Source organism: Pseudomonas siliginis, assembly GCF_024072275.1.
Lineage (GTDB): Bacteria > Pseudomonadota > Gammaproteobacteria > Pseudomonadales > Pseudomonadaceae > Aquipseudomonas > Aquipseudomonas siliginis.
Map to the genome: position 1 here is coordinate 2,419,104 of NZ_CP099598.1, position 22,595 is coordinate 2,441,698.

The following is a 22,595-nucleotide window of genomic DNA, read 5'->3' on the forward strand; positions in this document are numbered from 1 at the left end:
GGAACGTCATTTGGCCGGAAGGTTCATGAGTCGCTCGTGGTTTGGTTTAAATATCGTCAAAACATGCCGATCATTCTCCAAGCTCACATTATGAGAGTTCATCGGCATGCTTCGTTAATCCATAGAGATCAACAGGTCATAATCCGATGCATGGCGGAGAATGCATTGCCGACTCTTTCATTGTAATTGAGCATGATGCCCTTCAGTCGCGCAGGCTTGAATTCCAGACCTACCGTCTGACCGTAAGCTTGCGCGGCCGCCAAGGCATGCAATCCGTGTTTGTTCTCAACTTCTCCGGAGTGCCCCATTACGTAGCCTTTGGCGTTACGCAGGTTTTGCGTGTTTGTCCTCAAGAACGGATTGGCCGCGAGGAGTTTTGCTTCAATATATTGAGCGATGAAATTGTATTCACGACCGTTCCACAGTTCAGATGAGATTGAAACCATCATCGCATCCATAATTGAAGATTTGTGTTCCTGCGAGTTTAGTGCCGTTTTATGCTTGGCGACCCCGGTGTTGTATAGGAAGTCCGCGAAGTCATTGCATTCAGCAATTTTGAATTGTTCTTCAACCCAGGCTGACGCACCAAAAGCTGCAGTCATGTAGTTGTACATTCCGTCATGGCCCTGATGTCCAAGACCGAAATCATCTTTCGCCACTTCATGCATATGCGCCATGACATTGTGGTAACCCTCACGTCTGTCGGCAGATACCGATATCGCATCCGCCGACAGGCGCATGATGATTTTTGCCGAGACAACGCTGGTGGTTTTATGGGTTTCATTCCACCCATTGAAAAAGCTCAATACCGACGAGTCTATTACTGGCTTTTCGAGGAACGCCCTGAATGCGCTTTCAGCCGCCAGTTGCGCGTCTTGCGTGATGGAATGATTGAGTACCTCAAGCATGGCGTCCTGTATCTCAGCAACGTTGCCGACGCAGGCCAGCAACGGTTGACGCCGTTGGTTTTCTTCTAAGGTACGTCCGGGAATTTTCAAGTTGCGTATGTGCTTGGGCAGGGCCTGGATAAATGTCTCGCCAAATTCTTGCATGGATTTATGTTCAAGCGGTTCCAAACGACTCTGTGGCGATGCTGAGCTCATGATGTGTCCTTCTCCCTAAAGACCTATGAAATGTTTGGTTTTAACGCACTTTCTTGCCTTGCAGCGGCGAAATTAGCCCGATTTGTTGGCCTGCGACAAGTGACTTATACTGACCAAATCATTCATTTTTAATGAGCGTTTACATGGAGTTTTCGCAACTGGTCATGTTCAAGGCAGTAGCCGATCTGGGCAGTATCGTCCGTGCCTCGGAGCGATTGCACTGCGTGCCGTCCAACATCACCAACCGCATCAAGCTTCTGGAACGTGAGCTTGGAGTTGACCTGTTTATAAGGAAAGGCAGAGGATTGATCATCAGCCCTTCAGGTCGGCTTTTTCTCGGCTATACCAACAAAATCCTGTCTTTGTGCGAAGAATCGCAACGAGCGCTTGATCCGTCGTCAGCTCCTTCGGGAGAACTCAGGATTGGTGCCATAGAATCATCCGCTACCGGCCGGTTACCCAAAGTGCTATCCAGGTTTCATCAACTTTATCCGGCTGTACAAATGCAATTCAGCACTGGCGATTGGTCACAATTATCCGCAGAAGTGGTCAACTACACGTTGGACGGGGCAATAATTGCCGTCAGGCCAGAACATCCGGACATCGAGAGTCTGGAGATCTATGAAGAGGATCTAGTGGTGATTGCCTCGCCGTCCGCGGGGGTGATAAACCAGCCAGAGGACCTGCGCGGTGTGGATTTATTCATGTGGCCTGAAGGATGTCCCTACAGAAAGGCTTTGGTAACCTGGCTGGAACGGTACAAAGTTTTCAATCCGATAACAAGCATAGCCAGTTATGGCACCATCCTTGGCTGCGTAAGTTCAGGCGCCGGGATATCGTTGGTGCCCAGAGGCATGTTTGAACAGTTCCGCCAGCTCGGCGGTATTCAAGGATTCTTCTTCAATGACTTAAAGCCTGTGCAGAATTATTTTATCTGGAACAGGCACGTTGAATCTAATCGCGCAAAAGACAAGTTTGCCGATTTGCTTAAGGAAGAGTTCAAGGTTTGAGAAGTGGTCGGCAGTTGGCCCTATCCTGCAAAGTTCGCCTGCACTCGTCATTCAGCACAAGGGACCGAGCGCTTACAGAGATCACTGATAGGCTCTCGCAACCATGGTCATTGGATTGAAATAAATGAATCTGGAAGCGCAACTGCGGGATCTGATTGCTGAAGATCCCGTCCGCATGCACATCTTGCGCATAGTCAGGGTTCTCAACTTGCCGGACTGCTGGGTTGCCGCAGGTTTTGTGCGCAGCCTGGTTTGGGATCATCTGCATCAGCGCCAACCTTCGCCGTTGCCCGAGGACATTGATGTCATATGGTTTGACAGAACACGTCCCGGTGATCAAACGGATTTGGCCTTGGAGGTCGAGCTTGCAGCACTGTGCAGTGACTTGAAGTGGTCGGTGAAAAACCAGGCACGCATGCACCAGCGGAACGCCGATGCGCCTTATGGGGCGGCTGCGGATGCAATGACGTTCTGGCCGGAAACTGCTACGGCAGTAGGTGTCAGGCTTGATCGGCATGGTGCGATAGAGGTTTCGGCGCCATTGGGGCTGGAGGATTTGTTTGCGCTGAAAGTGCGGCCAACCGCCCGATTTGAAAGTGATAAATACGTGGTGTTTCTGGAGCGCCTGCAGTCGAAGAGATGGCTCGAGATCTGGCCGAAATTGACGCTCGTAACGCAGGGTTGATGCCGCCCCGATTGATCGTTTAAACCGATAAGGAAATCTTTATGCATCCCGACCTTTCGTAGAGCGCTCGGGTTTTTGATTGAGGCTTTGAAGTACCAGGGACAACTAGCGGCACACGACCAAGGAGCAAAATGGAGATTGACCCGCTGCTTAAGAAGCGACAGTTGAATGTGCAGGAGCAGAATGCTGTGACTGCCCATCGCCTGATCCCCTTGTAGGAGTGAGCCTGCTCGCGATGACGCCAGCCCATTCACCGCCACATAAACAGAAAACCCTTAGCCCGTTTAAACAGTAAATCAAGCATTAAGCAAACGGCTACAACGCCTTGCGCCATTCCCTACGACTACGCCAGAATCCGCCGGCTTGTGCGTCTGCCGTTCCCTCCGTAACTTGATTCCTGTCACTGCTCATCAGTGATCGGGTCTGCAAGCCCGTCGGAAATCAGTCGCATACCCCTGCCAAAGGACATTCGTTCGTGTCCGCTCAATGGCGGCTTTGTGCGGGAGACCTTCGGGTCTGCCGGGTTCCTGATTTCCCGGTCTTGCAGACCCGCGCACAGCTGCCACCCATCATCTGCAAGTGATGTTGGCAGCTCCAGACGAATAATCAGGAGTTTCACCATGTTCAAGGTCACACCCAATCCCCCAACCACCGACCCCGCATCACCCTACGAATCCGGTGCATCGAAAAAACTACACGAAGCCGCCGAACGCGCCCTCGATCACTACCTCGGCCCGGCAGACATCCTGGCCAGCACCAACACCCCGGAACAGATGTTCCTCGCCAACCCGAAATACGACACCGAATCCCTGCTGGCCAACGCCAGCGAATCCCTCGGCTCGGCCACCACCATGCTCTACGACTTCGCCGCGCTGCTCGACAACCCGCGCCGCAAAACCCTTCTAGGCATCGCCCAGGTCGTCATGCTCGGCGAAATCGCGGTCAATCAGGCGTTGGATAAAGTCGAAATAGCCAAATAACCCGCAACGCGACGAGCGCAAAACCTCGTCGCATCCCCCGGGCGCACGATGGCTGGCACACGGCCACGGCTTGCACCACCCGGTCTCGACTGTCACCCTTCGGGCCGTTCTTCAAGGATCAGAACAGGGAATCAAGGATTGAGTGGTTACGTTCCAAACCCGCCGAAAAACTACCGCTACGAACAAGCCAAACCCGTCGACCTGCACGCCCAGCACTGGGCCGAATATGAGAAGCACGGGAAAGAGCCCGCGCGCGAGCCTGAGAAGATAGGCATTGCGTTGAGGATCGGGGTTTTCTTTGATGGCACTGGCAACAATGCGAACAACTCTGCTGCGGGGTTGTTGTGTGGTGCTCAGCATCCGATTGCGCCTGAGGATATACCAGCTAGCTGCATGCCTTATATGAGTGACCCGGATAGTAGTTATGGCGCCGGGCCTACGAATATCAAGAAATTGTTTTCTCTGTATAAAAAGACCCAGAAAGCCGAAGGCGATGGCTTTCTTAAGTTCGTCTCAAGCCCAATATATGTCGAAGGTATAGGCACTGAAAGCGATCAGATGGATAGCGCTGTAGGTGCTGGAACGGGGCGAGGTGAGACTGGTGTTACGAGTCGCGTACAAGCGTCCTTCATGCAGATAAAACAAGCTATCGAAGAGGCACTGCAAGAGAACCCCGACAGTGAAATTGCGTCCCTGACGTTCGATACATTTGGCTTCAGTCGTGGGGCTGCTGCTGCACGGCACTTCGCAAATGAAGTGGTGCGGGGTAAGCAAGGAGCTTTAGGAGATCTCCTAAACCGGAACGCCGCAGATTTCAGTCGCACCTTTGATAATAAATACGGAAACGGCATCAAAATGGGTTTCATCGGGCTCTTTGACACGGTGCCCTCAATTGCTGGCTTCACCAATCTTGGCCGGGTGAAAAGTCCTATAGCTCCCGGTGTGAGGCTTTACTTGGACCGTCGATACTTCACGGATGTCGTACATCTCGTAGCGCGCGATGAGTGTCGCGCTAATTTTGCGCTCAGCCGGGTGAAGCCCGCGCACCCTGAGTACACTCTTCCCGGGGTTCATTCGGATATTGGCGGCAGCTATCTTGATGAAGTAGAGGAACGCGTGCTTGTCAGTCCGATGCAAACTCTCGATGTACCTCGGTACGTAGACGTTTCAACGACGTCGATTTATCACGACGCCGCGCGCGTAAAAAGCGAGTGGCTTGCTAAAGGATGGCCTGCGCATCTGCTGGATATTGTTACCCCGGCTGCCTTCGAAATTCCGCAGGAGCATCAAGACAGGCTTTCACCGGGGCAGAAGCGCGTATATGCCGCTCTACAATTGAAACGTCCGGTGAGTGGAAAACTTTCGAGAGTTTATTTAAGAGTCATGTATCAGCTGGCAAAAGAAAAGGGTGTTCAATTCATTGATATACCGGAAGATGACGAATACTCCGTGCCGGCAGAGCTGCAACCTCTTTGTGACCGATTTCTCACCGGAAACTATAGAACAACTGCAGAAGAAGAGGCTTTGCTCAAGCTGAAGTACATTCATACCTCTGCAAACTGGAATCATCCCCTTGGAAGAAGAGACGGGAGCGGTATTGATGCTGTTTACATCAACGCCCCGACGGAAGACGCGATCCGTGTACAACATCCTCACGTAGCTGATTGGAAGCTCTGGTAATGAAGTCTGTAATCGCTCTGCTTGTCGCCTTATTGTTAATGGGCTGCCAGAAAGGAGGTTTCGAAAGTGGAGAAAATGACCCCAAGTCTGCTTGGTGGCAAATAGGATTCGTTGAGCCGAATTACATGAAGATCTGGGTTGAGGACAGCTCGGTGCTGGATATCAATAACAGAATGTTTTTCAGAGTCGGTGGAAAATCCGCTCCCGGAGGCGAACCAGAAGATGGGACGGAGTCTGCCCGAGGTTGGGGAACAGTCGGTGGTTCTGGAGTTTTGGTTACCGGTGCTGACCTTCCTCGAATGATTTTTGTCCGTTGGCAGTCGATATCGGAGCAGAAAACCTATAAAGGCTTCATAGAGATTCCAGAAGAAGCGAGGCAACTGATGGTGCAGTCCACACATCAGCGGTGCCCGAAGACTCCCGAAAGAACCGCACGTTACTCCGCAACGCTGCTTGTGGGGCTCGCCCCGGGGGGAGTGCTTCAAGCGTGGGTCAGGGACTCCTGCCACCGCCCGATAAAAGTCTCCCATGCTCAAGGCGAACTCGAACCTCTCGGCCCGGAGCAGGGCAAGCATGGCGGGCGCTATGCCTATCCCGTGAGCGAAAAGGCCAAGCGATACATTGATAAGTTCGGCATCCCGTACGGTAGCTGGTAAATGACGTGGATGGAGCAGCATCTACTTTTCAGGCGCCAGACCGTTTCAATTTCGCTGGGTCGAATTAGCGGGGCGGCGTCTTGAGAATAGAAAAGGTCGACCGTTTCGATGATGTCGACTACGACGCAGGCTATGAGTATCGAGGTTTCAATTACCTGATTCTGGATGGTGTCGATGAGTTTCTCGTAAGAACTTACGATGATCAACCCGGTGGTGCGATGGTTTTGCACCCCACTGATATGGCCGCAAGCACCAGGCTCAGAACCTTGGTGGGATTCTTACAAACAGAGCTGGAGGCAACTGCTATTTATCTCTACAAGGGTGAAATAGGAAGCTATGTCCAGGTAGACCTCGAGAGCCTGCAATTCTGCTGATCCGGTATCGAGCCGGGGGCGATAAGCAGGACTCGCCAACCAAGAGTCCCGCCACCACACCCCCTCAAACCTCAGCCTTCACCCCAACCTTCACCGGCGCTTTGCGATACGTCAGCAAAACAATCCCGCTCACTACAATTACTCCACCCACGATCTGCCCTCTGCTGAGCATTTGATCCAGCACAATCCAGCCCATCAACAACGTCGCCAGTGGTTCGATATTCATCACCGGGGCGTTGCGTGGCATGTCCAGTCGGGGCACGGAAATGAACAACACAATGAAGCCGGTCCCATAGAGCACGACGAGCGTGGCAAGGGCCAGCCAGCCGGTTGAGGTGGCGGGGACGTTGAGTCCGCCGGGGAGGGCGCCGGTCAGGCCGGCCAGGTTGACGCTGCTGAAGACGATGAAGATGGTCAGCAGGCTGCGCACCGAGCCGCGCACTTGCGACAGTTTGTGGTCGGTGATCCACAGCGCGCAGGCGAATACGCTGGCGGCGCAGAAGGCGAGTGCAACGCCCAGTAGCCATTCCGGGCCGACGCTGGCGCTGTCTGACAGACGTCCGGGGACGTCCAGTACGAACACCAATCCCACGAGAATCAAGCCCATCAACATCGCGGTGCGCGCGCTTGGTCGTGGGCCGCCCAGCGCCCAGGTCAGCAAGGCCAGCAGGATCGGAAACACGTTGGCCACCAGCAGCGCCAAAGCGACCGGGACCCGCGCGACAGCGGAGTACAGACATAGGCTCTGCGCGGTGATCAACAGCCCCAACAGTAATTGCCAACGCCAGGCGCCCGCCGGCAGACGCAGACTTTGCCGCTGCCACAGGACGAGAATGGCCAGAACCAGCAGGGTCCCGCCGGAGCGCATCAGGATCGCCAGCAACACGCCCGCGCCATCATCAAAAGCCACCCGTGCCGCGACGTGGTTGCCGGCGAACGCACAACCCATGCACAACAGAATGATCACGGCGAGATAACGGGGGAAGGGCGGCGGTACGGTTGGCGCAAACTCAGGACGGGACATGGCAGATCTCAAAAATGATAGCCACTCGGGGTGGCTCAGGTTTTTATTATGTTGTCGTACAACTGCCCGATTTGTACCGTAATCGAGCAGGCGCGGCAAGCTCGAAAGGCTTGAAAAGCCGCTTAGGCGTGATGCTGTTTGAGTTTCAGAGATCGTATAACTTGCTTGCTAGGCACGAGCATCAAGTCGAGTTGCCCACCCATCCTCACGAGCCTGACCGACCAGAAAATCCACAAAAGCCCGGGTTTTTGCTGGCAATAGTTTCTGGCTGGAAAAGTACAAATAGATTTGCCCTGCATCGACATACCAATCGGGCAAAACCCTTTCCAGCGTACCGTCCTGCAGATAAGGCAAAACATCCGGAACTGCCAACAGCGCAACCCCCAACCCCAGTCGGGCGCACTGACACAGCGCTTGCGGATCGTTGACCAACAGGCGCGGCGTCAACTCGAGGGGCGCTCGTTGCCCGTCGGGGCCTTGCAGCATCCAGCTACGCACCTTGCCGGTCTGCACCGAGCGCATGGCCAGGTGATTCAGCGTCGACAGCTCTTCAATGCGCTGGACGCGCGGGCGCCCCGACAGATACTCCCGCGAGGCCACCAGAATCAGATGCGCCGGGGCGATGGCTCTGGCGACCACACCTTGCGCGAGTTCGATGCCGCCGCCGATAGCCGCATCAAAGCCGTCCGCGATGAGATCGACCTGGCGATTGTCGACATGCCATTCGGGGATCACGGCGGGATATCGATTGAGAAATTCCGGCATCAGCGGCAGCAGGAAATCCCTGGCAAAACCCGGTGCCGCACTTAGACGCAGGGTGCCGGAAGGCTCTCCGGCATTGCCGGCCACATCGGCGATCGCCGCTTGAACACTTTCCAGTCCTGAACCGACATTGGCCAGAAAGCGTTCTCCCGCTTCGGTCAGCGTGAGTTTGCGCGTGCTGCGCTGAAACAAGCGTACGCCGAGGTTAGCCTCCAATTGCGCGACATTGCGGCTGACCGCCGCGGGTGTCAGGCCCAGGCGGCGCCCCGCCGCAGAGAAGCTTCCTGCCTCGGCGCTGCGCACGAATGAGAGCAAATTACCCAACGTTTCCATCCGCGCACCTTCAACTAATGATTGAAAGTGATTCTAGTTGTCTTCCACTACTGGTGGAAGATCAAAAAGCGTCTCATAGCCTCATCAACTTCAACCACCCAGAGGCTCGACCATGAACACATCCACGCTTCCACTGACCGGCAAAATCGCCATCGTTACCGGTGGCTCACGCAGCATCGGCGCAGCCATCGCCAAACGGCTCGCGGCAGATGGCGCAACCGTCGCTATCACCTACAACGCATCGCCAGATCGCGCCGCAGCGGTCGTGCAGGAAATCGTTGCGGCGGGCGGCCAGGCTGTGGCGCTGGCGGCCGATGCGGGCAATCCCGAGGCTGTACGTGCAGCGATTGCCGAGGTTGCACAGCGTTTTGGCAAGATCGACATTCTGGTGAACAACGCTGGTATCAGCCTGCTCGGTGCCCCCGAGGACATCGCCTTTGAGGACTTTCAACGCATCCTTGCGGTGAACGTGACCGGCGTCTTCGTCGCCACTCAGCAAGCGCTCAAACACATGGGGCAGGGCGGCCGCATCATTCACATCGGCAGCTCGATGGTGCAATACGCTGCGTTCGCTACCGCCTCCGTCTACACCCTGAGCAAAGGTGCGCTGACCGGTTTCAGTCGTGGACTGGTGCGCGATCTGGGGCCGCGCGGCATCACTGTGAACACAGTCCATCCTGGCCCGACCGACAGCGACATGAACCCGGCCGACGGGCCTATTGCGGACTTCCTACGCCCGAACATCGCCATGGGGCGGTACGGAGAGGGCAAGGATGTCGCCAGTGCGGTGGCGTACCTGGCCAGTGCGGACGCCGGGTTTGTCACCGGTGCAGAATTAATCGTCGACGGCGGCTTCACAGCGTAAGGAGAGCATCATGACTATCAGCATCATTGGTACAGGCTCCATCGGCACCGCCATCGCTCGGTTGCTCGTCAACGCAGGCCTGCCGGTCAGTCTGGCCAACAGCCGTGGGCCGCAGAGCCTTGCCGGTTTGGTCGACGAATTGGGTCCACTCGCACAAGCGGTGACGGCTCAGCAAGCCAGTCAGGCGGACATTGTTTTTCTGGCGGTGAACTGGTCGAAGATCCCCGACGCGGTACGCGATCTCGGGCCTTGGGATGGACGTATCGTGATCGACGCCAACAACCCGATCGAGGCGCCACTGTTCAAACCGTTCGATCTGGGCGGCCAGCCGTCTTCGCAAGTGGTGGCGCAGATGCTGCCCGGTGCGCACGTGGTCAAGGCCTTCAACCATTTGCTCGCGGCTCTGCTGAGCGATCCCTCCGCCGAGGGCGGCAAGCGGGTGCTGTTTTATTCCGGTGAAGATGCCACGAGCAAAACCAAGGTTGCAGAGCTGATTACTCAACTGGGTTTTTACGGCATCGATCTGGGCGGTGTGCAGCAAGGAATGCTTGCGCAGTTTCCGGGCGGACCGCTGCCAGCCTTGAACCTGGTCAAACATGGTTAACCGCTGAGCCCGGGCAACCGGGCTTCACACACAAATCGAGGAATCAAAAATGGCTGGCTCAGATTCGCGAAATACTGATGAAGTTGAAAACTACGACGCCTTGCTACGGGCCAATCTGCAGCGGGTGTTCAACCAACGCGATGCACAAAGGCGCTTGGCGGCGGTGCAGGAGCTTTTTGCAGACGCACCGACGATGTATGAACCGGCTGGCATCGTCACCGGGCAAGCGGCGATTTCGGCAGTGGCCGGTGCGTTGCTGGATCAGTTCGGGCCGGACTTCGCTTTTGTTGCGGAGGGCACTGCAGTTGGGCATCACGGCTTGGGTTATCTGCGCTGGCACGCAGGCCCGGGCGATGGGCCGGTCATCGTCAGCGGCGTCGATGTGGCAGAAATCAGCGAAGGGAAAATCGTGCGACTGTGGGTGTTGCTGGATGCGCCCCAAGGCTGAGCCGCACGGCAGGGTGGCAAATCGGATCCCGTTGCCGCCTGTCGCCGACTGCCGATCAGATTAATATCGCGCATTGACATATCGAAAAATCTCGATATCCTCGGCGCATGGAACTGATCGAAATCTTCAAAGCCCTCTCGAACCCGACGCGCCTCAAGATCCTTGAAGGCCTGAAGGATCCCGTCAAGAACTTCCCCCCGCAGGATGAGGGTGACGTTCTCGTCGAGGGTGTCTGCGTGAGCAGCATCCAGGAAGGTATCGGCTTGTCGCAGTCGACGGTGTCGAGTTACCTGGCCACGTTGCAGCGGGTGGGGCTGGTGGAAGTGCGGCGCATCGGTCAATGGACCTACTACAAACGCAATGAGGCAGCAATCAGCGCGCTTGTAGAGATCATAGGGAAAGAGCTGTAAATTTTTTTACTCTAGGATATCGAGAATTCTCGATATCCCTCTTTATCGATACGAGGTTTTGCCATGAAAGCGATGATTCTGAAATCCTTCGGCGGTCCTGATTCGTTCGAACTCAGCGACGTGCCCAAACCGGTTCCGCAAGCCGGCCAAGTGCTGGTCCGAGTGCACGCCACTTCTATCAATCCACTGGATTACCAGGTTCGCCGCGGTGACTATCCCGACCTGGTGCCGCTGCCAGCCATTACCGGTCACGACGTGTCGGGCGTGGTTGAAGCCATCGGGCCGGGCGTCAGCGCTTTCGCGCCGGGCGACGAAGTCTGGTACACCCCGCAGATATTCGACGGGCAGGGCAGTTATGCCGAGTACCACGTCGCAGCCGAAAGCATCATCGCCAGAAAGCCTGCCTCACTGAGCCACCTTGAGGCGGCCAGTCTGAGTCTGGTCGGCGGTACGGTTTGGGAAGCGCTGACCGTGCGCGCCATGCTCCGCGTTGGCGAAAGCATTCTGATCCACGGCGGCGCCGGCGGGGTCGGCCATGTGGCGATTCAGGTGGCCAAAGCCATGGGCGCCAGAGTGTTCACCACCGTGCGCGAGGCCAACGCCGAGTTCGTCCGCAGTCTGGGCGCTGACGTGGTGATCGATTACACCCAAGAGGATTACGTCGAAGCAATCATGCGCGAAACCGCCGGGCATGGCGTTGATGTGGTGTTCGACACCATCGGTGGCGATACCCTGTCTCGCAGTGCCGACGCGCTCGCCCAGCTTGGCCGCGTGGTCTCGATCGTCGACATCGCGCAGCCACAAAACCTCGTTCAGGCCTGGGGCAAGAACGCCAGCTACCACTTCGTCTTCACCCGGCAGAATCGCGGCAAGCTCGATGAACTGAGCGCGTTGGTCGAGCGCGGCCAGTTGCGGCCCCATGTTGGCGCGGTCTATTCCCTCGCCGACATCTCGCTCGCCCATGCCCGACTGGAGAGTGCCAACAACGGTCTGCTGGGAAAAATTGCCATCGCCGTCGAGCCTTCGCTCATTGTCTGAATCCGCTCACTGATTTTGGAGAAACATCATGGTTTACGAGATCGCTGTGCTGCCCGTTCACCCGCATCAGACTGAAGCCTTCCGACGCGCATTTGCCGAAGTCGAACCGTTGCTCACTCGCGCCAAGGGATATGGCGGCCACTTGCTGGCGCAAGGTATTGAAACCCCCGAGCAGTTCAATCTGATCGTGCGCTGGCAGTCACTTGAGGACCACTCGCCGGGGTTTGAGCAGAGTGAAGACCACCAGCGGTTCATGCTGGGGTTGGAGGATTATTTTTCCGCAGAGCCGAGCGTGTATCACATTGAGGGTGGTGCTTTTCCGGGTGGCGATTTTGGCGTACCGGGCAACGGTTCCAGCGTAGGCATCTGAGGGAGTATGTGGCTGTTCGTCACAAGCGGCTGTGGCTGGTCGAGCACTGCTTGTGATGAATTGCCACTTTAATTCCTCTCTGGCCTGTTCATGGGGCAGGGGTGGCAGGCAAAATGCGCCGTTTTCCATATGTCTCGTATTGCTGCTCATCCAAGGAAGGCCACTTGAAAGTCACTCCCCACGCTTCCCTGCGCCCTGAAATCTGGCCAGCCGTTGTTCTATTGCTGCAGGCAAGCCTGATCACGACCGGCTGCACGCGCTCCCATTCTCCAAGACCGGTGGAACGCGATCCTTGTCTGGATGCCGGTCCAGCGCATACAACGGCCTACGCCAAATGCATGAGCGAGCGGAAAGAGCGCCAAGCTGAAGCGCTCAGAATACTGCTCAGTGATGATCCTGCTGACAATCCGCAACGGCAAGTGGCCGTGCCAGGCGACAGCGATTTCCAACCGTCTGATTTTCCTGACGACCCAATGCCAGCGAGTTTTCGCATGCCTTCCGACCTGAATCTCAAGGATACCCGGGCATTTCCTTACAAGGCTCGCATCAGCTGGAAATACGTGTCGGATCGCTTCCTGCCGAGTTCAAAGGAATCCGCGCGGATGATGCAGGTAGACCGCCTGATTAAGGCGGCCGTAACGGCGGATGGGTTCGCAAAGTGGGGGTGCACGGTCACCGGCGGAAAGCGTCAGGTGTGGGTTTTCTACACCTTGGACGACGCGGCCTTTGTCAGCCGTGTGCAGGCAGCTCTGGCGCAGACCGGGCCTTATCCGATCGAGTTCAGCAGCCGTAAACAGACGGATGTGAGTGCTGAGGTGCAGAATGCCGAGCAACCTCGACTCACGCCCAAACGATGCCTGGAGTGAAACAACCCTCGCTGCATAAGCTTCTGAAACGGATTTATCGCCATGCTTGAACGAAACAAACTGGTTCCTGAACTGATGGTCACCGAGCTGTCGAAGAGCTTGGCGTTCTGGGTGAACTGTCTGGGCTTCAAAGTCGCCTATCAACGCCTTGAAGACGGTTTCGCCTACCTCGATCTGAACGGCGCGCAAGTGATGCTGGAGCAATTCGATCCGCAGGCCGGCCAGTGGCTCACCGCGCCTCTGAGCAAGCCTTTTGGGCGCGGCATCAACCTGCAAATAGATGTAGTCGCGGTCGCACCTGTCCTCGAACGACTCGAACAAGCTGGTTTTCCACTCTTTCGAAACTGCCAGGACACCTGGTATCGCGCAGAAAGTGTTGAAACAGGGCAGCGGGAATTCATTGTGCAGGATCCGGACGGTTATCTCGTCAGGCTGGTTGAGCGATTAGGTGAGCGGCCGGTCTGGGCCGCGGAGTAGGTGAGGTCCGCGACACTTCAGCCCTGGATTTTCCTTCCGCGTTAGCCCAGCGCTTTGATGGTAGGCTGCATAACGTCAGCCGTACCTTCTGTACTCCTGAGTTTGCTTTTTTAGCTGTCTGCGCCGGTTCGCCTCATAGCGTTGATGGATTGCCTTTAGGACCACAGCCATGCGCCTGCCAGATTTCATTCTCGAAAACCTAGAGCCGATCCTGCAGGCCTGGGAAGATTTCGCCCGCACCATCGAGACACCAGGTGCGGAACTCGATAACGCTGCGCTGCGCGATCACGCCGAGCAGATGTTGCACGCCATCGTTATCGATCTGCGGAGCAAGCAGACCATCAGCGAGCAAATTGCCAAGGCCCAGGGTCATGCGCCGCGCGACGATGAAGAAACAGCTGCGGAAACCCACGCGGTGACGCGGCTGATGGCCGGTTTCACCATCGATCAGATGGTTTCCGAATACCGCGCGCTGCGCACCAGTGTGCTGAGCCAGTGGCTGCGTCAGGTCAAGGATGGCAAATCGGTTAATGTCGACGACATGACGCGTTTTCACGAAGCCATCGACCAGGCGCTGGCCGAGTCGATTGCCAGCTACTCGCGCGCCGTCGAGGCGTCGCGCACCGTGTTTCTGGGGATTCTCGGCCATGACTTGCGCACGCCACTGGGGGCGATTCTGCTTGGTGCGGATATGTTGCGTCGTACCGAAGCCATCGACCCGCGCACCAGAAAAGTGGCCAGGCAGATCTACGCCAGCGTGCAGCGCGCCAGCCAGATCGTCGGCGACCTGCTGGATCTGACGCGCTGCCAGATGGGGCCGGGTATTCCGGTGAAAAAATCCCTGATCGATCTCAGCCCTGTGTGCGAACGGGTGATCGAGGAAATCCGCGCCTTTCATCCGCAGGCCAACGTGCGGTTCGATGCAAAGGAAGCGGTGATGGGAGCGTTCGATGGCGCGAGGATGGAACAGGTCTTTTCCAACATCATCAGCAATGCGGTGACCCACGGCGACAATAAGTTTCCGGTCTCGGTCCAGTTGCAGGTCCGCGAGGATTGCGCGGTGTTCACCGTACATAACGGCGGTGAACCGATCCCGGGGGATGTATTGCCGTTCATCTTCAACCCGATGGGGCGGTTCTCGCAGCGCTCCGTGGTTGATCACGGGCCGGTTGCCGGGCTCGGTCTAGGCCTGTTTATCGCTTCGGAAATCGTCGCCTCGCATGCCGGCTCGATCGAGGTCAGCTCTGACCTGGAAGGCGGAACCGTGTTTCGCGTAAAGCTTCCGGTTAATGCAGAAAGCCCCGTCACCATCTAGGCCAATCGATGGAGGGCCGGCCCCGGCCCTCCAGCCTGATCACTCCTCCATCACCTCAACCAAACCCCGATCCTCACCGAGGAAGCCGCCGCTCTGGTGCTGCCACAGCCGCGCATAGGTGCCGTTCTTCTCCAGCAGTTGCGCGTGGGTGCCTTGTTCGATGATGCGGCCTTCGTCCATGACGATCAGCCGGTCCATCGCTGCAATGGTCGACAAGCGGTGGGCGATGGCGATCACGGTTTTGCCCTGCATCATTTCATCGAGGCTTTCCTGGATCGCCACTTCGACTTCCGAGTCCAGTGCGCTGGTGGCTTCGTCGAGCAACAGGATCGGTGCGTTCTTCAGCATCACCCGGGCGATGGCGATGCGTTGGCGCTGGCCGCCGGAGAGCTTGATACCGCGTTCGCCGACCAGCGTGTCGTAACCGCTGTGGCCCTGCTTGTCGCTCAACTGGCTGATGAAACCATCGGCCTGGGCGTTCACCGCAGCGCGGTGGATGTCTTCGTCGGTGGCGTCCGGGCGTCCGTAGGCGATGTTGTCGCGGATCGAACGGTGCAACAGCGACGTGTCCTGGGTGACCATGCCGATCACGCTGCGCAAGCTGTCCTGGGTGACCTCGGCGATGTTCTGCCCATCGATGCGGATCTCGCCGCGATCAACGTCATAGAAGCGCAGCAGCAGGTTGATCAGCGTCGATTTACCTGCACCGGAGCGGCCGACCAGGCCGATTTTTTCGCCGGGGCGAATGTGCAGAGTCAAGCCGTCGAGCACCTGGCGTTCGCCGTTGTAGTTGAAGCTGACATTGTCGAAAACCACTTCGCCGCCGGCCGGCTCCAGCACTTTGGCATCCGGCGCGTCCTGGACTTTCGGGCCGCTGGTCAGGGTGGCCATGCCGTCCTGCACGGTACCGATGTTTTCGAACAGCGAAGTCATTTGCCACATGATCCAGTGCGACATGCCGTTGATGCGCAACGCCATGGCGGTGATCGCCGCAACAGCGCCGGTGCCGACTTCGCCCTGATGCCACAGCCACAGCGCGTAACCGCCGGCACCGATAATCAACGCGACCACCAGCGCCTGATTGACGATCTCGAACTGGCTGACCAGACGCATCTGGCGGAACCCGGTGAGCTTGAAATCTTCCATCGCCGCACGGGCAAAATGCGCTTCACGCTTGGAGTGAGAGAACAGTTTGACCGTGGTGATGTTGGTGTAGGCGTCGGCAATCCGCCCGGTCATCGACGAGCGCGCATCGGCCTGTTCCTGGCCGACCTTGCCCAGACGCGGGACGAAATACACCATCGCCAGCCCGAACAAAACGATCCACGCCAGGAACGGCAGCATCAGTTTCAGCGCAAAGCCACCGGCCAGCGCAATGATCGCGATGAAGTACACGCCAATGCCGGGGAGGATTTCGATCAGGGTGAACAGCACCTCGCGCACTGACAGCGCGGTTTGCATGACCTTGGTCGTGACCCGGCCGGAGAACTCGTCGGAGAAAAACGACAAGCTTTGCCGCAGCATCAACCGATGGAAGTCCCAGCGCAGACGCAGCGGCAGATTGATCGCGAGGATCTGGTGCTGGACCATCGTGCGCAGCGCCACCAGCCCGATGCTGACCACCAGCACAATGCCGATGCCCCACAACACGCGGCTTTCCTCATCACCAGCAGCGCCGCCGGATTGCCAGGTCGAGAGCAGATCCACCACTTGCCCGAGGAACGAAAACAGCCATGCCTCGTAGATCGACACGCTGGCGCTGAGCAGGGCGAATGCCAGGATGTAGCCGCGCGCCCCCCGGGTGCAGGCCCACAAGAAGCGCATCAGACCGACTGGCGGTGGCGGCGCCTCGTCGGGCGGGAAGGGGTCGAGCCTTTCTTCAAACAGGCGAAGCATTGCGGTCTCCGAAGTGATCAGGGTGTGGGGATTCTGCCATCTATCGGCGGCGTTGAGGGTTTCACTGCCATCATCTGGATGAACCCCCGTGCCTTGTCTTGACCGCAGACCGGCGCAGAAGCTCAACACAATCCTGCCAAGCGCAACCTTTCGTCACTGATCCAGACCTGATGTCGCACGCTCATCAACCTCTTTGAACTCTCGCGCAAGCTGCTCCGTCATCTCCTATGTGGGGGCTCGAGGCAATGTTGCCGTGTAGCTCCGTTTTTGCGTTTTCAGTGAGAAGGCGAGGGGCGACATGAATACTTCAGACAGCAGGTCAGGGTATGAATCAGGTGATCCCAACGGCAAGCCTGAGCAAAATTTTGATCATTTGAAGGACAACGTCAGCGAAGCACTGGGCGGTGCGCGGCAGCAGGCCGATGCGCAATTCGGCCAGTATCGCGACACGGCGGCCGAGCAGATCGAAGCCTTGGCGCAAGGGGCGAAAAGCTTTGTCTCGGAACTGCAGGACAAGGACACGCTGGGTATGTCCGACTACCTGACCGACATGGCGGATTCCATGACCGGGCTGGCAGGCAATCTGCGCGGCAAGAGTGCCGAGCAGTTGCTGCATGATGCGGCGGATCTGGCGCGCAGCAATCCGGGATTGTTCATCGCCGGCAGCATTGCCATCGGTTTCGGCCTGTCGCGGTTTCTCAAAGCAGGCACCTCTGCAGCAGCGACGGTCAGTGCCGAACACGATCCGGCGGCGGGCTCCACCTCGACGCCACCGCCAGCCGATTACGGCGCGCAGCGACCCTATGAATCGTCGATGCCGTCGTCGACCCACGCCAATCCGGGATTGGCTACCGGCATTACCCCTAACTCGCCCAGTGACAGCGATCACCCCGCTGATTTTGCCGCGGCTTCCGTACCGCACGCACCCGACGCCAAAGGAGAACTGTGATGAACAGAGATGAATCTGATCTGAGCAGGGCAAGGCCCCTCGGCCAAACAGATGACGCTTCGGTGGTCGGCCTGTTGCGACAACTGTCGCGCGAGGTACCGGCCTTGTTCACCAAGGAACTGGCACTGGCAAAAGCCGAACTGCACAACAGCCTCAGCACGCTGAAAGCGGGCATCGCTGCGGTGGCCGGCGGCGCGATCGTGTTCCTCGCCGGCTTCATCATTCTGTTGATGTCGGCTGTGTACGGCCTGAGCATGTTCATGGCGCCATGGCTGGCCGCGCTGATCGTCGGCGTGGTGGTGATGATCCTCGGCTTCGCCATGCTGCAATCCGGGAAAAAGCAATTCGAGCCATCTCACTTCAAACCTGATCGCACCCTCGACGCCTTGAACAAGGATCAGGAAGCGCTGCGGAGGAAAGTCTCATGAAAAGCGAACTGGATATCGAAGCGGAAAAAAGCCCGGAGCAAATCGAGCGCGAAATCGATGCGCAGCGCGCCAGCATCGGCAACATCGTCGATCAACTGGAGAGCAAGTTCACCCCCGGGCAGATGATCGATCAGGCCTGGGGGATGATGCAGAGCAACGGCTCGACATTCTTCACCAATCTCGGCACCAGCGTGCGTAATAATCCGGTGCCAGCGGTGCTGACTTCTGTGGGCCTGCTCTGGCTGATGATCAGCCAGAATCGCCCACCCGTGCCGCAGCCGACGTATCGCAGCGGGCCGGATCAGGACAAGGCCGGCGAATGGGCCGATGGTTTGGCCGACGGCATCGACAGTGCGCGCGCGCATTTGCACTCGACCTCGGATTCGCTGAAGGAGGGTTACCAGTCACTCAAAGGCAAGGCCAGCCACCTCGGTGAAAACGTCGGTGCGGCGAAGGAAAACCTGAGCCATGCGATGCATGACGCCAGTGACCGGTTGTCGCGCAATTCGCAGGTGCTCGGCCAGCAGTTCAGTCACCTGCTCAAGGAGCAACCGCTGATGGTGGCTGCCGCAGGGGTCGCTTTGGGTGCCTTGCTCGGCGCGGCGTTACCGACCACCTCCACTGAACAGCGCTACATGGGCCGCACCAGCGCTGGCATGGTCGACAAAGCCAAGCAAAAAGCTCAGGAAGGTTATGAAGCCGTGCGTGACACGGTGACCCGAACCACTGAACAAACCGAAGTCGAGACCAAACCGGATCCGGCGCGGCCGTCTTCTTCGGATCTGTCGCAGGGTCTGGGTACATCCTGACGGGGAGAAACGAGGGAGGTCTGCAATGGGCCTCCCTTCGTCGTTGTACGGCGGTGATTCGGTGCGCCGCTGTGGTGAGCCAGCCTGTGAAAACGTAGCCTTGACCCGGATCGTAGCCTTGACCCGGATCATTGTGAGAGCGAGCCTGCTCGCGAAAGCGGTGTGTCATTCAATGTGGATGTATCTGATCTGGCGCCTTCGCGAGCAGGCTCGCTCCCACGGGGATTTTGGTTGCGCTGAAGATTTTGGCCTTGCCCCGGACCATTGTGGGAGCGAGCCTGCTCGCGAAAGCGGTGTGTCATTCAATGTGGATGTATCTGATCTGGCGCCTTCGCGAGCAGGCTCGCTCCCACAGGGATTTTGGTTGCGCTGAAGATTTTGGCCTTGCCCCGGACCATTGTGGGAGCGAGCCTGCTCGCGAAGCGGTGTGTCATTCAACGTGGATGTATCTGATCTGGCGCCTTCGCGAGCAGGCTCACTCTTACAGGGGCGCGGTGTTCAGCTTCAGTGCTTCGACAAACGCTGCAAACGCTGCCGAGCCTTGGCGCCGGTTCGGGTAGTACAGGTGATAGCCCTGAAACGTCGGGCACCACTCTTCCAGGACTTCCACCAGTCGTCCGTCCGCCAGATACGGCGCGACCAATTGCTCGGGCACGTACGCGACGCCGATGCCATCCACGGCGGCATTGAGCACGTGCATGATGCTGTTGAACACCAACTGCCCGTCGACCTTCACGCTGAAATCCTGACCCTTGTGCGCAAACTCCCAGGCGTATATCGCGCCGGCCGGTTGATGGCGGATGTTGATGCAGGTGTGCTCCGTCAACTGATGCGGCGTGGCGGGTGCCGGGTGACGAGCGAAGTAATCGGGCGAGGCGACCACGGCCAGGCGCCAGTCCGGGCCGATGCGCACGGCGATCATGTCTTTGCTGATTGACTCACCGAGACGGATACCAGCATCGAAGCGCTCCTTGACCACATTGGTGAAACCATAATCGACGTAAAACTCCAAGGTGATGTCCGGATAGTCCTGCAAAAACTTTGCAAGCATCGGCCGAATGCACAACTCAATCTGATCGTCCGTGCAGGAAATCCGAATGGTGCCGCTGGGCTTGTCGCGCAATTCGCCAAGGGCTTCGAGCTCGGCGCTGATCTGCTCGAACAGCGGCGCAATCGAATGCATCAAGCGCTCGCCAGCCTCGGTCGGCGAGACATTGCGCGTCGTGCGAGCCAGCAAGCGGATACCCAGACGCTGCTCCAGCGCGCGGACCGTATGACTCAACGCAGAAGGCGTGACGCCGAGGCGAGCAGCGGCTTTGGTGAAGCTTTGATCCTGGGCCACCGCCAGAAAGGCCTGCAGGTCATTGACTTTGGCGTTGCTCATTGCTGAATTTTTCTCAAAAGCACATGAAGATTACCGCTACTAATCAAGTTAAGCCCGATCCGTCAAGCTTTGCAGCCTGAGTAGCGGGGCAGAAGTGCCTCGACCATTTGTTCTTCCAAACAGGTTTTTGCATGACGGCCCAAGCAATCGACAACCCGACAAACCAGCCCATGGGCGTGTCCACTGCCGGCGAGCAACCGGCGTACTGGAGCGGCGTGTTCGCCATGACCTTGTGTGTCTTCGCGCTGATCGCCTCCGAATTCATGCCGGTCAGTCTACTCACGCCCATGGCCACGGACTTGCGCATCAGCGAAGGCCTGGCCGGCTACGGCATCGCCATCTCCGGCGCGTTCGCGGTGCTGACCAGCCTGACGATCACCAGGCTTGCCGGTTCGATGGATCGCAAGCGCCTGTTGGTGCTGTTGACGGCGCTGATGTGTGCGTCTGGGCTAGTCGTGGGCCTGGCGCCCAACTACACGGTTTACATGATCGGTCGCGCATTGATCGGCGTGGTAATCGGCGGCTTCTGGTCGATGTCGGCAGCGTTGGCCATGCGTCTGGTGCCCTCCGCCAGCGTGCCCAAGGCATTGGCAATTTTTAACGGCGGCAATGCACTGGCGACCGTCGTGGCTGCGCCGTTGGGCAGTTATCTCGGCAGCGTGATTGGCTGGCGCGGGGCGTTTTTCTGCCTGATACCGGTGGCGTTGATTGCGCTGCTCTGGCAGTGGATCAGCTTGCCCGCGCTGCCGGCCGCGCCGCGCAAGTCCAGCGCAGGCAATGTCTTTGCGTTGTTCAAAAGCCGCCGGGTGGCATTCGGCATGCTCGGCGCCGGCCTGTTCTTCATGGGCCAGTTTGTGCTGTTCACTTACCTGCGACCGTTTCTGGAAACCGTGACCCGGGTCGATGTTTCGGTGCTGTCGATGATTCTGCTGGTCATTGGTGTGGCCGGGTTTATCGGCACCGTGGTCATCGGTTCCGTGTTGAAGAAGGGGCTGTATCGCGTGGTGATCGCCATCCCGCTGTTGATGGCGATGATCGCAGTGGCGCTCATTGGGATGGGCAGTTCAGTGGTCGCGACGTTCGTGTTGCTGGGCGTGTGGGGATTGATCGCCACGGCGGCGCCGGTAGGCTGGTGGTCTTGGCTGGCGCGCACGCTGCCTGACGATGCCGAAACCGGCGGTGGGCTGATGGTGGCGGTGGTGCAGTTGTCGATCGCTTCGGGGTCGACCGTCGGTGGTCTGCTGTTCGACGGCAGTGGCTATCGGCTGACCTTCTTCGCCAGCGCGGCATTGCTGGTGCTGGCGGCGCTGATGACGTGGCTGACGTCGCGGCAGAAAGCCTGACTCAGCTCTCGGTATTTTCCACTGAAGCCTGCGCGGCTTCGGCTTCCAGCTTCAGGCGATCAGCCTTGCAGATGTATTTGGGCTTTTTCGGCGCCAGTTTGGCGTTGGCCTTTTTGGCTTTTTCCTTGAACAACTGCTGCAGCTTCTTTTGACGATTCATGTTTTTTCGATCGCGGGTGGAGAGGGTGGGAATCCTGACGCAAGGCCGAGTGGTCAGCAAGGAGAAATCCACTAAGCTGAGCACATTCCCCCCAACTCAAGCCCCCCCAAACCGAAGGAATCGCACATGAGAAAAGCTCGCAGATTGATTGTCGCGCTGTCTTGCCTCGCGCTTGTAGTCGGCAGCACGACGGCACTGGCCGACCCCGGCAATGGCAAGGGCCAGGGCGGCCAGGGCAACGGCAAGGGCAAACCGCAGAACATGCAGGATCATGGTAAACAGGGTGGGGGCGGTCAGGGCAATGGCAATAAAGGCCAGCAACACTCTGGCAATGGCGGCGGTGCTCCGAGCATTGATCGCGGCAATATTCTCGGCATCGTCGACGGCTATCGCGGCGAATACTGGAATCCGGGGCCAGCGCTGCCGCCTGGCGTTCAGAAGAATCTGGCGCGGGGCAAACCGCTGCCACCAGGCATCGCCAAGAAGCTGGACGGACGTCTGCTCGGCCATTTGCCTCATTACGACGGCTACGAATGGCGGCAGGTAGGTACTGACCTTATCCTCGTCGTGCTGGCTACCGGGCTGGTTTACGAAATTCTCAATGGCGCGTTCGATTGATTCTGCAA

The 22,595-nt window shown here is 57.8% G+C and carries 26 protein-coding genes; 20 read left to right on the forward strand and 6 right to left on the reverse strand.

Annotated features, from left to right (window positions below; genetic code table 11):
• Nucleotides 1-128: 128 nt before the first annotated feature.
• Nucleotides 129-1,103, reverse strand: coding sequence for a hypothetical protein (locus tag NF676_RS11305; protein ID WP_252887709.1), 975 nt, complete (start codon nt 1,101-1,103; stop codon nt 129-131).
• Between the two features lie 143 nt (nt 1,104-1,246).
• Here NF676_RS11305 and NF676_RS11310 point away from each other — a divergent pair, with 143 nt between their 5' ends.
• From NF676_RS11310 to NF676_RS11335, 6 genes are all read left to right on the forward strand, one after another.
• The gene (locus NF676_RS11310) at nt 1,247-2,113 is read left to right on the forward strand and encodes a LysR family transcriptional regulator (protein WP_252887710.1); all 867 of its coding nucleotides are present in this window, start codon (nt 1,247-1,249) and stop codon (nt 2,111-2,113) included.
• Between the two features lie 124 nt (nt 2,114-2,237).
• On the forward strand, nt 2,238-2,798 hold the full coding sequence (locus NF676_RS11315) for a nucleotidyltransferase family protein (RefSeq protein ID WP_252869238.1): 561 nt from the start codon (nt 2,238-2,240) through the stop codon (nt 2,796-2,798).
• A 620-nt stretch (nt 2,799-3,418) separates the two neighbouring features.
• The gene (locus tag NF676_RS11320; protein ID WP_252887711.1) at nt 3,419-3,778 is read left to right on the forward strand and encodes a DUF6124 family protein; all 360 of its coding nucleotides are present in this window, start codon (nt 3,419-3,421) and stop codon (nt 3,776-3,778) included.
• Between the two features lie 138 nt (nt 3,779-3,916).
• A complete protein-coding gene (locus tag NF676_RS11325; protein ID WP_252887712.1) occupies nt 3,917-5,458 on the forward strand; it encodes a T6SS phospholipase effector Tle1-like catalytic domain-containing protein in 1,542 nt (513 codons plus the stop codon).
• A complete protein-coding gene (locus NF676_RS11330; protein WP_252887713.1) occupies nt 5,458-6,114 on the forward strand; it encodes a DUF2931 family protein in 657 nt (218 codons plus the stop codon). Before NF676_RS11325 ends, NF676_RS11330 begins: the two co-directional genes overlap by 1 nt.
• Before the next feature lie 80 nt (nt 6,115-6,194).
• Nucleotides 6,195-6,488, forward strand: coding sequence for a hypothetical protein (locus tag NF676_RS11335; RefSeq protein ID WP_252877898.1), 294 nt, complete (start codon nt 6,195-6,197; stop codon nt 6,486-6,488).
• A 64-nt stretch (nt 6,489-6,552) separates the two neighbouring features.
• Here NF676_RS11335 and NF676_RS11340 read toward each other — a convergent pair whose 3' ends face one another.
• Both NF676_RS11340 and NF676_RS11345 read right to left on the reverse strand, forming a co-directional pair.
• On the reverse strand, nt 6,553-7,512 hold the full coding sequence (locus NF676_RS11340; protein WP_252887714.1) for an EamA family transporter: 960 nt from the start codon (nt 7,510-7,512) through the stop codon (nt 6,553-6,555).
• 168 nt (nt 7,513-7,680) lie between these two features.
• Nucleotides 7,681-8,607 carry a LysR family transcriptional regulator gene (locus tag NF676_RS11345; RefSeq protein ID WP_252887715.1) on the reverse strand — a complete coding sequence of 309 codons (927 nt, stop codon included), beginning with the start codon at nt 8,605-8,607 and terminating at the stop codon, nt 7,681-7,683.
• A gap of 112 nt (nt 8,608-8,719) precedes the next feature.
• Here NF676_RS11345 and NF676_RS11350 point away from each other — a divergent pair, with 112 nt between their 5' ends.
• From NF676_RS11350 to NF676_RS11390, 9 genes are all read left to right on the forward strand, one after another.
• Nucleotides 8,720-9,472, forward strand: coding sequence for a 3-oxoacyl-ACP reductase family protein (locus NF676_RS11350; RefSeq protein WP_130889210.1), 753 nt, complete (start codon nt 8,720-8,722; stop codon nt 9,470-9,472).
• Between the two features lie 7 nt (nt 9,473-9,479).
• The gene (locus NF676_RS11355) at nt 9,480-10,076 is read left to right on the forward strand and encodes an NADPH-dependent F420 reductase (RefSeq protein WP_206663340.1); all 597 of its coding nucleotides are present in this window, start codon (nt 9,480-9,482) and stop codon (nt 10,074-10,076) included.
• A gap of 49 nt (nt 10,077-10,125) precedes the next feature.
• Nucleotides 10,126-10,524 carry a nuclear transport factor 2 family protein gene (locus tag NF676_RS11360; protein ID WP_252883597.1) on the forward strand — a complete coding sequence of 133 codons (399 nt, stop codon included), beginning with the start codon at nt 10,126-10,128 and terminating at the stop codon, nt 10,522-10,524.
• 107 nt (nt 10,525-10,631) lie between these two features.
• Nucleotides 10,632-10,934 carry an ArsR/SmtB family transcription factor gene (locus NF676_RS11365; protein ID WP_252887716.1) on the forward strand — a complete coding sequence of 101 codons (303 nt, stop codon included), beginning with the start codon at nt 10,632-10,634 and terminating at the stop codon, nt 10,932-10,934.
• 63 nt (nt 10,935-10,997) lie between these two features.
• Nucleotides 10,998-11,972 carry a zinc-dependent alcohol dehydrogenase family protein gene (locus NF676_RS11370; RefSeq protein WP_252887717.1) on the forward strand — a complete coding sequence of 325 codons (975 nt, stop codon included), beginning with the start codon at nt 10,998-11,000 and terminating at the stop codon, nt 11,970-11,972.
• A gap of 28 nt (nt 11,973-12,000) precedes the next feature.
• The gene (locus tag NF676_RS11375) at nt 12,001-12,342 is read left to right on the forward strand and encodes an antibiotic biosynthesis monooxygenase family protein (protein ID WP_252887718.1); all 342 of its coding nucleotides are present in this window, start codon (nt 12,001-12,003) and stop codon (nt 12,340-12,342) included.
• A gap of 164 nt (nt 12,343-12,506) precedes the next feature.
• Complete coding sequence (locus NF676_RS11380) at nt 12,507-13,208, forward strand: DUF695 domain-containing protein (protein WP_252887719.1); 702 nt, start codon at nt 12,507-12,509, stop codon at nt 13,206-13,208.
• 42 nt (nt 13,209-13,250) lie between these two features.
• Entirely contained in the window at nt 13,251-13,685 is a 435-nt protein-coding gene (locus tag NF676_RS11385; protein WP_041480563.1) for a bleomycin resistance protein, read from the forward strand.
• Between the two features lie 169 nt (nt 13,686-13,854).
• Nucleotides 13,855-15,000: a sensor histidine kinase gene (locus NF676_RS11390; protein WP_252887720.1), complete on the forward strand. Its 1,146-nt coding sequence runs from the start codon at nt 13,855-13,857 to the stop codon at nt 14,998-15,000.
• Nucleotides 15,001-15,039: 39 nt separating this feature from the next.
• Here NF676_RS11390 and NF676_RS11395 read toward each other — a convergent pair whose 3' ends face one another.
• Complete coding sequence (locus NF676_RS11395; protein WP_236169182.1) at nt 15,040-16,896, reverse strand: ABC transporter ATP-binding protein; 1,857 nt, start codon at nt 16,894-16,896, stop codon at nt 15,040-15,042.
• A 298-nt stretch (nt 16,897-17,194) separates the two neighbouring features.
• Here NF676_RS11395 and NF676_RS11400 point away from each other — a divergent pair, with 298 nt between their 5' ends.
• Genes NF676_RS11400 through NF676_RS11410 form a run of 3 tightly spaced genes read left to right on the forward strand, consistent with a single transcriptional unit; the run spans nt 17,195 to nt 19,082 of the window.
• Nucleotides 17,195-17,845 (forward strand): hypothetical protein, encoded by a 651-nt coding sequence (locus NF676_RS11400; protein ID WP_252877904.1) that lies wholly within the window; start codon nt 17,195-17,197, stop codon nt 17,843-17,845.
• On the forward strand, nt 17,845-18,273 hold the full coding sequence (locus NF676_RS11405; protein WP_252877905.1) for a phage holin family protein: 429 nt from the start codon (nt 17,845-17,847) through the stop codon (nt 18,271-18,273). The genes NF676_RS11400 and NF676_RS11405 overlap by 1 nt, the downstream gene beginning before the upstream one ends.
• Entirely contained in the window at nt 18,270-19,082 is an 813-nt protein-coding gene (locus NF676_RS11410; RefSeq protein ID WP_252887721.1) for a DUF3618 domain-containing protein, read from the forward strand. The genes NF676_RS11405 and NF676_RS11410 overlap by 4 nt, the downstream gene beginning before the upstream one ends.
• A 481-nt stretch (nt 19,083-19,563) precedes the next feature.
• Here the strand turns inward: NF676_RS11410 and NF676_RS11415 are convergent, their stop codons facing one another.
• The gene (locus tag NF676_RS11415; RefSeq protein WP_252887722.1) at nt 19,564-20,466 is read right to left on the reverse strand and encodes a LysR family transcriptional regulator; all 903 of its coding nucleotides are present in this window, start codon (nt 20,464-20,466) and stop codon (nt 19,564-19,566) included.
• Nucleotides 20,467-20,597: 131 nt separating this feature from the next.
• On the opposite strand from NF676_RS11415, the gene NF676_RS11420 reads away from it, so the two are divergent.
• Nucleotides 20,598-21,809 (forward strand): MFS transporter, encoded by a 1,212-nt coding sequence (locus NF676_RS11420; RefSeq protein WP_435406598.1) that lies wholly within the window; start codon nt 20,598-20,600, stop codon nt 21,807-21,809.
• 1 nt (nt 21,810) lies between these two features.
• Here the strand turns inward: NF676_RS11420 and NF676_RS11425 are convergent, their stop codons facing one another.
• Nucleotides 21,811-21,969, reverse strand: a complete 159-nt coding sequence (locus NF676_RS11425) for a DUF2986 domain-containing protein (RefSeq protein ID WP_081932631.1) — start codon at nt 21,967-21,969, stop codon at nt 21,811-21,813.
• Between the two features lie 126 nt (nt 21,970-22,095).
• Between NF676_RS11425 and NF676_RS11430 the strand changes: the two genes are divergently transcribed.
• Complete coding sequence (locus NF676_RS11430) at nt 22,096-22,587, forward strand: anti-virulence regulator CigR family protein (RefSeq protein WP_150742682.1); 492 nt, start codon at nt 22,096-22,098, stop codon at nt 22,585-22,587.
• Nucleotides 22,588-22,595 lie beyond the last annotated feature (8 nt).